Annotated in this window: 12 protein-coding genes; 6 read left to right on the top strand and 6 right to left on the bottom strand. The window is 46.4% G+C overall.

Features of this window, described 5'->3' with window-relative positions; translation table 11 throughout:
• Position 1: 1 nt before the first annotated feature.
• The 3 genes from S7335_RS19220 to S7335_RS19210 all read right to left on the bottom strand — a co-directional run bounded on the left by S7335_RS19220 (position 2) and on the right by S7335_RS19210 (position 2,305).
• A complete protein-coding gene (locus tag S7335_RS19220) occupies positions 2 to 520 on the bottom strand; it encodes a chemotaxis protein CheW (protein ID WP_006455913.1) in 519 nt (172 codons plus the stop codon).
• A gap of 178 nt (positions 521 to 698) precedes the next feature.
• Positions 699 to 1,076: a response regulator transcription factor gene (locus S7335_RS19215; RefSeq protein ID WP_038016535.1), complete on the bottom strand. Its 378-nt coding sequence runs from the start codon at positions 1,074 to 1,076 to the stop codon at positions 699 to 701.
• Positions 1,077 to 1,195: 119 nt separating this feature from the next.
• Positions 1,196 to 2,305 carry a response regulator gene (locus tag S7335_RS19210; protein WP_006454255.1) on the bottom strand — a complete coding sequence of 370 codons (1,110 nt, stop codon included), beginning with the start codon at positions 2,303 to 2,305 and terminating at the stop codon, positions 1,196 to 1,198.
• A 512-nt stretch (positions 2,306 to 2,817) separates the two neighbouring features.
• Here S7335_RS19210 and S7335_RS19205 point away from each other — a divergent pair.
• The 5 genes from S7335_RS19205 (at position 2,818) to S7335_RS19185 (ending at position 7,900) form a co-directional block, all read left to right on the top strand.
• Positions 2,818 to 3,171 (top strand): hypothetical protein, encoded by a 354-nt coding sequence (locus S7335_RS19205; protein ID WP_006453767.1) that lies wholly within the window; start codon positions 2,818 to 2,820, stop codon positions 3,169 to 3,171.
• 219 nt (positions 3,172 to 3,390) lie between these two features.
• Positions 3,391 to 4,239 (top strand): 4-hydroxy-tetrahydrodipicolinate reductase, encoded by an 849-nt coding sequence (dapB, locus tag S7335_RS19200; protein WP_038016532.1) that lies wholly within the window; start codon positions 3,391 to 3,393, stop codon positions 4,237 to 4,239.
• 398 nt (positions 4,240 to 4,637) lie between these two features.
• Positions 4,638 to 6,368, top strand: coding sequence for a DNA mismatch repair endonuclease MutL (gene mutL / locus S7335_RS19195; protein ID WP_227500036.1), 1,731 nt, complete (start codon positions 4,638 to 4,640; stop codon positions 6,366 to 6,368).
• A 209-nt stretch (positions 6,369 to 6,577) separates the two neighbouring features.
• On the top strand, positions 6,578 to 7,231 hold the full coding sequence (locus S7335_RS19190; RefSeq protein ID WP_006457494.1) for a zinc ribbon domain-containing protein: 654 nt from the start codon (positions 6,578 to 6,580) through the stop codon (positions 7,229 to 7,231).
• Positions 7,232 to 7,645: 414 nt separating this feature from the next.
• Positions 7,646 to 7,900, top strand: a complete 255-nt coding sequence (locus tag S7335_RS19185; protein ID WP_038019146.1) for a hypothetical protein — start codon at positions 7,646 to 7,648, stop codon at positions 7,898 to 7,900.
• Here S7335_RS19185 and S7335_RS19180 read toward each other — a convergent pair.
• The 3 genes from S7335_RS19180 to S7335_RS19170 form a co-directional block, all read right to left on the bottom strand.
• Positions 7,897 to 8,652: a class I SAM-dependent methyltransferase gene (locus S7335_RS19180; protein ID WP_006454771.1), complete on the bottom strand. Its 756-nt coding sequence runs from the start codon at positions 8,650 to 8,652 to the stop codon at positions 7,897 to 7,899. The two genes, S7335_RS19185 and S7335_RS19180, sit on opposite strands and share 4 nt — an antisense overlap.
• A 553-nt stretch (positions 8,653 to 9,205) precedes the next feature.
• A complete protein-coding gene (locus S7335_RS19175; RefSeq protein WP_006455288.1) occupies positions 9,206 to 10,801 on the bottom strand; it encodes a hypothetical protein in 1,596 nt (531 codons plus the stop codon).
• A 53-nt stretch (positions 10,802 to 10,854) separates the two neighbouring features.
• Positions 10,855 to 11,127, bottom strand: coding sequence for a hypothetical protein (locus tag S7335_RS19170; RefSeq protein ID WP_006455655.1), 273 nt, complete (start codon positions 11,125 to 11,127; stop codon positions 10,855 to 10,857).
• A 457-nt stretch (positions 11,128 to 11,584) separates the two neighbouring features.
• Here S7335_RS19170 and S7335_RS26240 point away from each other — a divergent pair, with 457 nt between their 5' ends.
• Positions 11,585 to 12,583 carry a hypothetical protein gene (locus tag S7335_RS26240; protein ID WP_006456914.1) on the top strand — a complete coding sequence of 333 codons (999 nt, stop codon included), beginning with the start codon at positions 11,585 to 11,587 and terminating at the stop codon, positions 12,581 to 12,583.
• The last annotated feature ends 9 nt before the right edge of the window (positions 12,584 to 12,592 follow it).

Below are 12,592 nucleotides of genomic sequence, written 5' to 3'. Positions count from 1 at the left end.
TTTATGACCCTTGAAAAATGGACGATTGTAAAACAGCCTCAGCATCTAGCACCAGCAGTATCTGCTCGTCTTGTACGGCGCAACCTCGAAGGTAAGGCTCTAGAGTTGGATTGACTTGTGTAGGAACAGGTTGTAAAGCCTCGGTCGGTAGATGAATGATTCCATTAATTTCATCGACCATCAGTCCCAAAGAAAGACTTGGAGGGAGGCCCACCGATGAGTCTTGAGAGGTCTCTGATTTGACAATGATAGTGCTGTACTGTTGCCTGGGTCTGTCTGGGATAGCCACACCCAACAGCTGCATGAGGTTGGCGATCCAAATGACTCGGCTACGACGATTGACCAGACCCAGCAAGCAAGCAGGCATGTTGGGCATAGGAGTTACCTGTGTAGTTGAGAGCACAGTGGCCTCCTCTACTGCGCTAGCAGCTAGCACAGCAGGGATGCTAGGAGCTAGCTGAAACTTAAGATAGGCTTCGTCAATAAGGGAACGATCGGGAACGGTAAGCTCACTCTTCACAGGTAATTATTATTCGGGTGTGTTTAAGTATTCTCTCTGATGACATCCCTGCTGCTGTTATCTTTATCACACTTTTTAGCCGAACTTGTCTAACCTTGCCTAAAGCAATATAGATAAATTCAGATATACTCAATCGTTCGTAAAGAATTCGGGAAGAATCTAAGTAAAATCCTCGACTTCACCTCAATACAGTTCTTACTGCTTCTATTAGCTGCTCTTGGGTGTATGGTTTTGTTAAATAGACATCCGCACCCTGTTTCTTTCCCCATATTCGATCGATCTTCTGTCCTTTAGAAGAGCACATGACTACGGGTACTGTTTTAGTTGCCGGTGTGTTCTTTAGCTGACGGCACAGCTCGAAGCCACTGATACCTGGCATGACAATGTCAGTCACGATCGCGTCTGGTTTTTGAGCGATCGCCTTATCCAAGCCTTCTATTCCACTAGCAGCTCTAATGACGCTATAGCCCGCCTGCTGAAGATAGTGACTCATGAGTTCTAGCTCTGATGCGGCGTCCTCAACAATAAGCACCGTTGTGGTGTGAATAGTAGGCATAGGGAAACGGGAGGACTAGGATTTTACGACGCTAAGTTTCTATGACAGAAACAATCTACTCAGAGTAGAAAACATGCATAGAAAGCATGCGTAGAAAGGATTACTCTGATTTCCTGATGTTACCGTGTTGTTGGTAGATGCTTGAATACCATCTTCAAAAGGTCGTCCTGGGTGAATGGCTTAGTAAGATAGCCAGAAGCCCGCACTAGCTTAGCTCTAGCTCGATCGATTAGTCCTGTATTGCCAGTGACCATCACGATCGGTGTGTGCTTATAACGAGGATGACGACGCAGTAGGGCGCACAGATCATACCCGTCGAGGTTGGGCATCGTAATATCTAAGAGGACCAAGTCAGGCTTGCTACGAACGATTTGCATCAGCGCCTTGACTGGATCGTTAATAGCAACTACTGAAAGGCTCTGATCTTCTAGAAATTTTTGGATGGCGTTGAGCACGGTAGGGCTGTCATCGATACAAGCTACCGTGTAGGTGGTTTGTCTTAAGCTGTTTGAATGAGTTCTATAGCCGCTATCTCGACCAGTGGCCATACCCCCAGGGTACTGCTTGCTTTGTTGACTATTTAGCGAGTTATCTAACCGGGTAGATACTTGGCTAGAGCTAAGCCTGCTAGTCGCATTAGGGACTGTGGGCGCATTAGGCGGGCGACTAGCAGCGACTTGTCCGGTCTCTTTTTGCCTACTATTGCGCTGACAGGCCTCAACAATTGGCCGCAAGTCTAAGCGGCAGTAAGTTGGAATGGTCTGGGTTTGTGCACTTGAGATGAGCGTGTAATTTCCTTCACGGATACTCAAGAAAGGCTCAATCACTTCGATAGCGATCGCGCCTATAACCTGCGCTGCCTGTTCATGGCTGATGTATTTCTGCTCAACTAGCCAACATAAAGCGCGATAGTCAGAGCTGACGACACCATCTATCTGGTCAGCCTCCTCGAATAGCTGCCGCATTTGTTCGCATACAGACATCGGGACTCCAGCTGCTGTTGTCTCTAGCTGTCTAATCAACCGATCGAAGCTATTGATCGAGCTAGTCGCAAAGTTGAGCTGTCCTTTCTCAAGCAGAAGTTGCCATTGTGCAGGTTGTCTTTCTACAGACTGGGCAGTTAGCTTCAAGCAGCCACTGACCTGACGGCTGATCAGTTGAGCTAGCAAACTCAAGGGATGCAGCTTGTGCGTGGCGCTATGACCTGTACTCGATCGGGTATTTATCATCTATTTACGCTAAGCTTTTGCAATCGTGAGCTACAGAATCAACCACATCGGGAGAGACCTCGCAGCTAAAATACAGAACTGTGAAAGACAGGCTGCAGGGCACCCATGATAGTTTACTACAGCCAGATTCTTGATTGTCTGCGATAGTCATCTACAGCTATCTATCCTTGAACTGTCTATAAAACGCTTATTCCTAGTTGATTAGTACGGCTAACTGCCCTTACAAGATGCAAAGGTCGATTCCTTAGTTCCTCACTGTTTAGTTCGTCACTATCAGGCTTCCCGTCCAATACCCATCCAATAGTCTAATACCTGTCCAATGGAAGGGCTCGACTGGATCGTCTTCTTGTGTGTATTACCTATAGCTTGGTATCTAAATGTGCCATGTGCCTGACTGTGACCGCATGAACAATTTGTTCCTAAAGGTACATAATCTTCCGATAGCTATCTCGATATCTTTATACTCGAGCAGGGGTATTTCCTGCGAAAGCAAACAAACTGGAAACTAGTAAATGGGTTTTTTCTCACGGATTTTTGGTAAAGACAAACCAAATAATGCTTCCTCAAAAATTAAGCGCGGCATTGCCAAGGCTACATCAACATCTGCTGAAGAAGACATTCCAGATTATAAGATCGGCGTAGATGGGGACTTCGACGAAAGTGGACTAGCTAAGCGGGTTGCTCTAGCTTTCGATGAAGACAGCCAGCTCGATGATATTGATACGCTTTGGGTTGCTCAGCTTAGTGGCACTGTTGTTCTAAAAGGTAAGGTTCCTAGCCAAGATATTTTAGACAAGATGGTTTCAGTTGCTAAAGATGTAGACGGTACTGATGATGTAGACACGGATCAAGTTGAAGTAGGTTAGGCTCAGTTTGATTCTGTCAGCTTAGCTTTAACAGAAGCCTACTATAGCTTTATAGCGATGTGCGAATGCATCCGCACATCGCTATAAAGCTATAGACTAAAGATTCAAAAGGGAGCTGTTATGCTCCCTTTTTGGTTTCTTCAATTCTTCAGTACCTGTAACTACAACCATTAGCAACTAGAACCATTAAAGGAAAGCCAAAAAGTATAGCCAAAGACTATGAGTGATTCAACCCAGACTGCTGCTAAAATCCCTGTCGTTGTTAATGGAGCCCTGGGCAAGATGGGTCGCGCGATTGTTAAGGCAGTTGCCGAAGCGGAGGATATGAGCCTAGTTGGCGCGATCGATCGAAACCCGAAGCTGATTGGTCAAGATATTGGTGAAGTGATAGGTATTGGTCCATTAGAAATTCCAGTCCTCAACGATCTAGAGGCGACGCTAGTCTCAGCACAAAGTGAAGCCCCTAGCGGCGGCAGCGCGGTGATGGTTGATGTAACGCATCCTGACAGTGTGTATGGCTCTGTCAGGGCGGCTTTGGCCTATGGCGTACGGCCTGTAGTAGGGACGACAGGCATGAGCAATCAGCAGATTAAAGATTTAGCGGAGTTTGCTGATAAGGCGAGTACGGGCTGTTTGTTGATCCCTAACTTTTCGATTGGAATGGTGCTATTGCAGCAGGCGGCTCTGCAGGCAGCGGCCTACTTTGACCATGTAGAAATTATCGAGCTGCACCACAACCAAAAAGCAGATGCCCCGAGTGGTACGGCGGTAAAGACGGCTCAAATGCTCTCAGAGCTGAATAAGTCCTACAACCCATCACAGGTTGAGGAAACTGAAAAGATGACGGGCGCTAGGGGGTCGCAGACAGAAGATGGCGTTAGAATCCACAGCGTTCGTTTGCCAGGTCTCATTGCCCACCAGGAAGTGATTTTTGGAGCGGCAGGTCAGTCCTATACGCTGCGGCACGATACGAGCGATCGCGTGTGCTACATGCCGGGTGTGCTGCTTTCTATTCGCCGAGTGCTACCCCTGAAGTCGCTGGTATACGGATTAGATAAAATTTTGTAGATCGCAGCACGCAGACCAAGAAAAAAGAAATATACTTTGAAAAGAAAAAGGCTCGACCCCTTTAAGCCCCCAGGGTCGAGCTTTTATTTGCTAGAGCGTACACAGTTGATGAAGATCTTGTTGACTCTCAAAATGCCCCTTGAGAGTCAACAAGACGCTTCTTGTGTGTGCCCTTACAAAGTTGAAACTATCTTCGCCTAATGCTTGCGGTATTACTTCGAGGTAACCACCGAAGTATGAGGACTGTCTGTCTACTTAGAAGCACATCAAGTTTTCCGTATATTTACTCCCCCAAGTCCTTCCTACTAAGCCTTCTCCATGCTTTTGGAGTCTTTAGAAGGCTTATACTTCGACTGTTCATAGCTTTACCCTTCGCTAGTCTCGTTAGACTAGGGTAGATGATGAGAGCAGATGTGATGGGGACGTTGCCGAGCGGACAAATTCAGTCTCTGGCGCAAGAGGTTGTCTATCTGATGGCGGCTGGAGAGGTGATTGACTCACTTTCTGCCGTTGTCCGCGAGCTTGTAGAGAATGCACTAGATGCAGGTGCAACGCGAATCACGATTAGTGTTTGGCCTAGTCGCTGGCAGGTACGAGTCGCAGATAACGGATGCGGTATGGATTTAGCTAATCTATCGCGAGCGGCTATTGCCCATGCTACTAGCAAGATTTCGACATACCCTGATCTATTCACTACTCAAAGCCTGGGCTTTAGAGGAGAGGCGCTGCACAGTATTGCGCAGCTATCCCAGTTGGAAATTTGTAGCCGGAGCCACGGGCCGGAGGCGTCGGGATATCAGGTGAACTATGACAATTCGGGCTTACCTGACGAAATTAGTGACGCGGCGATCGCACCGGGAACAGTGGTCACCGTCCGTCATTTATTTGAGAACTGGCCAGCAAGAAGACAGATGCCGACTGCCGATAGCCAGCTCAAGGCTGTCGTCGCACTCATCCATCAGTTCATGCTCTGTCATCCGCAGGTAATCTGGCAGCTAGAGAAAGACGGGACCCCTTGGTTTTCTCTGTGGCCTAGCCGAACGGCAAAGTCGATCATTCCTCAGCTATTGCGCAACGTTTACGATACCGATATAAACGAATACCAGGCAGATGGGCTGTACTTGGCAATTGGATTGCCAGACCGCTGCCACCGACGCAGGCCCGACTGGGTTCGAGTTGCTATCAACGGTCGCTCCGTGGCCGTCGATGAACTCATGCAGACGCTGATTGCTGGGTTTCGACGCACCATTCCTCGCGATCGCTATCCGATTTGTTTTCTGCATCTCACGCTGCCGCCTGCTCAGCTAGATTGGAATCGGCACCCCGCTAAATCAGAGATCTATGTACAGGGATTAAGCAAGCTATGTGAGCAGGTTACTGGCGCCCTTGAAAAACTCTTAAGGATAGATGATCTAAGCGAGAGCGCACAAACGTATCGGGGAGCTGCTCTAATTAAGGCGGCTGAGGCTGAAGGGGAGTATGCCGTTTCTAGACAAATACAGTCAGATAGCTCAGATACTGAAGGGTTAGTTGCTAATCAACACGTACCCCCCCAGTCGCTTTCAGATACCCTGCCAGGGAGTTTGCCGGGAGATCTCATTGCGATCGCTCAGGTCAAAGACACCTACATTCTCGCTGAGCACGCAGGCGGTGTCTGCTTAATTGAGCAGCATATCGCTCACGAGCGGGTACTGTTTGAGCAGTTGCAGCAGCGGTGGCAGCTAGTGCCATTAGCCTCACCGATTGTACTTAGCGACCTAAGTGAAAGACAGGTCGAACAGCTAGATGAGTTGGGGATTGTGATCGCGCCTTTCGGTGAAAATCTATGGGCTATCCGCACGATTCCTGAACCGCTGTATGACCGAGGCGATCGCACTGAGGCTTTAATAGAGCTAAGTCTAGGCGCAAATTTAGAAGCTGCACTAGTGGCCACTGCTTGTCGCACAGCCATCCGTAATGGCACCTCACTGACAATTGCTGAAATGCAAACCCTCCTTAACCAGTGGCAGCGCACTCAAAAACCCCGCACCTGTCCTCACGGTCGTCCCATCTGCCTTACCCTCAAAGAATCTAGCCTGGCCAAGTACTTCCGGCGCGGCTGGATGATTGGTAAAAGTCATGGTATTTAATGATCGCCAGTGCCTTTTAGTACGAAGATAGAAAAGTTCAGCCTCTAGCTTGCTCATGCTTTAGCTTAGACACGCGGCTGTCACTATGGCTGAAATTTCTTATTGTTTATTCTGCTGTACCGTTCTAATTCTCTTGCTTTTGATAAATAGAAAACAATCTTTATAGACCAAAGAAAGCTTTCACCCAACTACCCACTATCGAATATCCCATGGCTACTGCTGCATCCTATTGCTACGATCTGGGCGATTCTCAAAGACTCTATTTGAGTAACCAAGGCTTGCTGACAAGCGTGACGATTTATATTGGCAGCGAGGGCCAGCAGCAGCAGAGCAGTCAGGGGGTTGCGACTGGACTGTGGAAAGCTTTGCCACAGCTTTATCGGTTGGGGGGTGGTTATGTGGCAACCATCTTTGCAGATCAGCCTTTCTATCTGTCGATTCAAGGGAGTCAGATGCAGGTGAGTGCCGGGGCGAGTGGTGCGGGCATTGCGCAGCAAGTTAGCCAGCTAGAGCCGCTGCCAATGGAGCCAGCGGAGCCGCCGTCAGTCCCGGCGATGAAGCCGATGATGCCAATGCAGCCGATGACCATGACGATGGGGGACATGAGCATGAGTATGGGTGAGATGCGGATGGGGAATATGAGTATGGGCACTCAGACTAGTTCGTCGCAGACCAGTTCGCACTCAGGCGATATGGTCAGTCGTTCAGCAGTAGATCAGCCCGCCAGAGGTCAGTCACTAGAAGATCGCTCAAGCACGGTAGAACAGAAGAAGTTTTGTTCGCAGTGTGGGGCATCGGTAGGCGCACGCGATCGCTTCTGCGCTCAATGTGGTAGCCGGCTTTCAGAAACTCCAGAGGCATGATGCTAAACATACGTTGGTGAGATATTTATCTTCTAGTTTTATATCTTCTAGTTTCTAGATAACGAGAGAATAGAGCAGCTTCTTAGAAGGAAATTAGGAGAACAATAGACAGAGAAGACACCTTTGTATCTAGCCCGTTTAGCAAAAAAGATTCAGCAAAATGTTTGGCAAGAAGTCTGTGCCATACTCTAGCAGAGCAGTCAGCTTTGTTTGACAGAGCCTATAGATCCTGGTGATGGAGATCTTGGTGATGGTGTAAGCTGAGTGCAGATTGATAGAACAATCGCTATACACAGATTCGCACGCCAAATGCATCTGGTGAACGCTATATCTTCGACTAATCTTTGCTTAGTTGAGAGTTTTATCCTCGATTGGCCCATACTAACTCTGGTCATTCGAAAATCGTTTGAAATCATGCCAAGAACTCCTAGCGAATATGCTGTCCACATGACTTTTGATGGTGGGCACACCGAGCAGGTGCGTTTTACCACGATTCAAGATTTTCAAAAGTGGTACAGCTCCGAACTGATGCCCAAAGCGACTAGCGAGGAATTCATCAGCGTTCCTATCCCCAAGATTCATCCGGGCGAATATATGGTCATTCGACCATCGCGAGTTGCGGCTATTCGCGTAGAGCCTATCTTTAGCTCCAGCGTCGAAAGGTATTAGCGTAACTCGTCAACCGCCTTTTCAAAAAACATTAAATGCTGTTGTGGCAGTCGATTGTCTGTGTTCACCCATTTCAGTCCGACTGCCCTCATCTCTTTCTTCACCTGCTTTTGAGTCATCTTGTGGTGCTTTTTGATCAAGACCAAAGGGTTTTCGGCTCGATATTCTGCAAGCACAACTTGGCCCTTCGGCTTCAGGGCCTTTGCGATACCTGTCATCATTTCTTTTGGATAGGCAAATTCGTGATATGCATCAAACATCACTGCCATATCAATACTCTCAGCCGGAAGATTCGGATCAGATTCAGTACTAAGCACCGTTTCAATATTCTTAACGTCATACTGATCTCGTTCAGCTTCTAGCAACGCTAGCATCTCAGGTTGCACATCGACTGCAATGACCTTACCTTGATCTACCCACTTAGCTAGCTGAAAGCTGATGTAACCTAAACCCGCTCCGATATCAGCGACGACATCATCACGCTCTAGCATTAACGCATCAACCGCCATATCCGAACGCTCTTCGCTTAGGCGACTTGGCCTAGATAGCCAGTTTGCGCCTCGATAGCCCATTACACTAGCAATCTCACGACCGTAATAAACCTTGCCAATACCGTCAGAGCTAGGCTTCTTGTAGCTGTAGATGCTATCACTGCTATCTATGGGAATAGCTGCTGTTGCTGTGCAACCTAGTGTGAACGTCAGTATCAAACAGAGAAAAAGAAAGCGCGTGAATAGGCTAGAAACATTCATTGTTGGTTTTATTGTTCCAAGTGTTGTCTGTGTCGCTCAAATGATTGAATATGATTTTAGCAACAGCCGGAAGTAGCCCTCAAATCGTACATGACAAGCCTAGAGCTTTGGTTTTCCACGCCAAGGTATAGTACATGGACTGAAACCTATACACATAGCAGCCAACGTGATTGGTAAGGTAGGAACGCATCCTTCTCCATAGCTCTATATATAGATATAGCAGAGGTTTTACCGATTGAAGATTTATGTTGGTTGCCGGCGAACGGTATTGTTTATCAGCAAGCAGGGCGTTGGCATAGACAACGAAACCGGTTTGGCAAGCTTTGGGCACAGACTAAAGTGACTGCTCAATTGGCTATCAGTTACTTCGATTGGACTTGGCTGCGTAGTCGAACAAGGGATAGCGCTGCTCAACTAGCTGGATTCGCTACCAGACCTTAAGTCTCGAATGACGTCTCAACCTATCCAACGTTTTGTTTGCCGACCGTGCTAACACAGCCGCTGCACCTGTAGTAGGTCGGGTGCAGCGGCTGTGTTAGGAGGCAAGGTGCGTCTATCCAGATAAATATTCAAATACTGCTGACAATGCTTCATTCTTGATGTATCGAGACCGAACTTTTCCTACATAATAGGAGGCTTCTTGAATTTTTTCTTCAGTTGCGTCTAAAACCTTCCCGATTTGATCCAAGCCTAGCGTTTTCAATCTTTCAATCAACCACTCAGGCAATGCCAAAAATTCAACGGATTTTGCTAACTGTTGTTTTAGAGCTTGGTTAATTACAGAATTATCAAATTCGGTCATGTTAGGGTTTAGACTATCGTATGCAGCGTGATTAGCTCCATACTCAGACATTCTCTTTATTGTTATGTTTCGAACAATGTCAAGGCCCGTTCTGGCAGGCACATTCTCTAAAGAGAGTAGGCATCCCATGTTAACGCTATATCTTGTACCAACTTCACTTCGAGTGGCTTTTACCGCATCTGTGTGCGTGGAAATTATGCCTGTGTAGCAGAGAAGGTTTAAGGCCTTTTTTACTCGCTCAGGGGCATCTTTGTGAGTCCAGAAATAGCGGGTTGTTTTCTTGTCACGGTTCAGGTAGTCGTCATTTTTACTTTTTAGTTCCGGCAAAACCATATCTTCGACAAAGTCTCGTCCCCAATCAATATATTCTTTAAACCCTGAATATTTTTCAGCGAGTAATGTATGCTCTTCCCAAATACTGCTTTTGTAGAATTCTTTAACAACCGTATTAAGTTCTCTAGATGATACGTTTGGGGCTAGGCTTAGTGTCCTTAGGAGGATTCTTGGGTTCCCGTTAGCCGCGTAAGCCAGAATTGCAAAGTTCGATTTGTTCTTAGTAATCTTCGCCAGTATTTTTGCAGCTGCCTGCTTTTCAACAATGTTTTGCATGTAATTGACATAGCCAGAACTAGAAACATCTCTTTCAAGGTTTACAAAGGTAGCGTCATGAATTGGTTGGAAATTACTCCCAAATGAAGTGACGCCTGGATAGATTGCAGCATTGCAATTTATGTATGGACTGTTAACGTCCCGATACAAACTGAAGAATTGGCGCTGTTGTGCTGGTCTTAAAATATGAGCGGCTTCATCAACGAAAAAGTTTACGAAGTCAATTCCGGCTTCTTCACAGATATCTTCTATAGTCTCTTTGAATTCGTCAACTGACGGCAAATCTGCCGTATTCGTCTGTATTGTTCCACCTTTCCATGTCTGCTCAAATTCCACGATTAATCGGTTTAAATAGTTCTCTTCATCGTCTCCCGACTTAGAAGCAAGAATGGATGCCGGCGCGTAAACACCTAACTTCTTGATACTTCGTAGAAATGCTGAGCACATCTTAGCAAGCATCCATGTATAGAACTGAGTCTCATCATCGAGCTGCAGCATAGATCCCTGCGTAAACGATAGATATACAGGAACCACATTTTCTTCTTGCACATCTTTTTTTAGTTCCGCTTCTGCAACCCGTAACAAAAAAGACTTGCCTACACCACGACTTCCAACTAAAACAATAGGTACATCAGACTTCAACTGATTTACGATTTTTCTATCGTCTTTAGTTTCTACATAGTAATCAAGAATCTTCGTGGGTTTAATGTTTTCGGTACGTAGTTTGAAGTCAGACATTTATTTTATTTCCTGTATAGTCTAGAACCCGAAGATACATACTGTAGGCTGATTCATGTAAAGAGAGGAGCAAATGGTTCGATGCTACCAAGCTCATCTTTCATCGTTTCTTCTATCTTTCCAAATTCCTCCTCATTCAAATCTTTCGAGAACCTGACTGCCAATACAAAAACTGTAATTAATTTATTTATTTCGACTAAGTCTAGCCACTTGCTTAGTAGCTCTAAATCAATCTCAACTTTTTCCGGAAGAATTGCTATTTTGTGGAAATTTCCGTGAATGAACTCAGATGCTTCTCTGTACGCTTTTTTGGAAATAGATGCCATCAGAGCTGCTTTCTGTGGGGATAGCCGCCGTGGCTGTACAGCCCAGTGTGAACGTCAGTATTAGACAGAGAAAAAGAAAGCGCGTGAATAGACTAGAAACATTCATTGTTGGTTTTATTGTTCCAGGTGTTGTCTGTGCTGATCAGACAATTAGGTGCAATTTCTGATAATAGCCAAAGAAAGTAGCCCCCAAATCATACATGACGATCCTAAAGCTTTGACCACTATGCCACATGGGTATGCCTACAGCACATGGGCTAGTAACCCATATGCACAGCGATCGCCATCAGTGACTAGCCAATTCACATATGCAAGTCTAGGCGCGATTGTTACTTGAGGACTCTACTTCTCTAGTAGCCCTATGATCGTGTGGCCATATCCCATTGTGATAAAGTGCTTAGCGTGTATACAGCGTTGGCAAAACTGTAAGCGTCAGCGAAACTGTAGGATAAAGAGAATGCTTAAAAAACCGCTCTCACCTGTTTCTTCTCCATCTGTTACCCACTATCAGCATAGACTAGCCTTTAGCACCAAAGTGTTTGGTATTACGCTGCGCTTAGCGGGTGTTATTTTACTCATTGTTCAGCTGGTACAAGCTGCGATGGCTATTGCGGCAGGTGAGGGCGTCGGGCTGAGCATAGTAGCAGCTAGCGCGATCGCTCTTATCCTCATTTTTGTCAGCTCGCCATCGATCTTAGGTCAGGCGATCGCAGCCTTTGCCAAACGCAGCCGTCAGGCCAGCTTTGGTAAGTATCTGTACGCGTTGCCCTTTCTCATAACTGCCTTGCTGATTGTAATTAAGCTACGCGTAGGACCCACCAGCGACGAATGGCGCTATATGGGTAGCGAAGGCGGTCTCTCGGAATACGGAACAGCGCTAATTTACCTGGTCGTGCCGCTGTTTACCTACCGTATGGCAGCGGCCTTTAATCAACAGGGCCAAAAGGTAGCCGCTTGGCTGTACTACTTACTGAGCGCGGGCTTCTTTTTTGTTGGGATGGAAGAGCTAAGCTGGGGACAAAAGCTGCTGGGCTTTGAGGAACCTCAGTTTTGGTCCAAAAACAATGCTCAATCGGAGCTGACAGTTCACAATCTTAACGTTTTTCAGAACTGGTTGCACTTGGGCTTCTTAATTGTTGGTCTGATTGGCGCTTCTTGCTGGCTTATATTGCGCTTATGGCAATCAAAAAGGCATAATCCACAATCTCTCAACACAAAATCCCTCGATATTAGATATCTAATTCCTGACTGGCCCATTTCTTCTTTCTTTTACCCGATTGTTGTTTTTTACATTCTGTTTGACTACACCAATTTCCAATATCAGGTAAATTTTCTTCATAGTTCTGATGAGGAACACTGCGAGTTCATTATGGCGTTGGGTATTTTATTATTCGTTTTGATTCAGTTCTTTCGTCAGGGGAGAGAACTCGATAGTATGAAACTGCCGCTACGTTAGCGCTATCGT

Source organism: Synechococcus sp. PCC 7335 (assembly GCF_000155595.1).
Classification (GTDB): domain Bacteria; phylum Cyanobacteriota; class Cyanobacteriia; order Phormidesmidales; family Phormidesmidaceae; genus Phormidesmis.
This window is presented reverse-complemented; position numbering and strand designations above follow the sequence as displayed.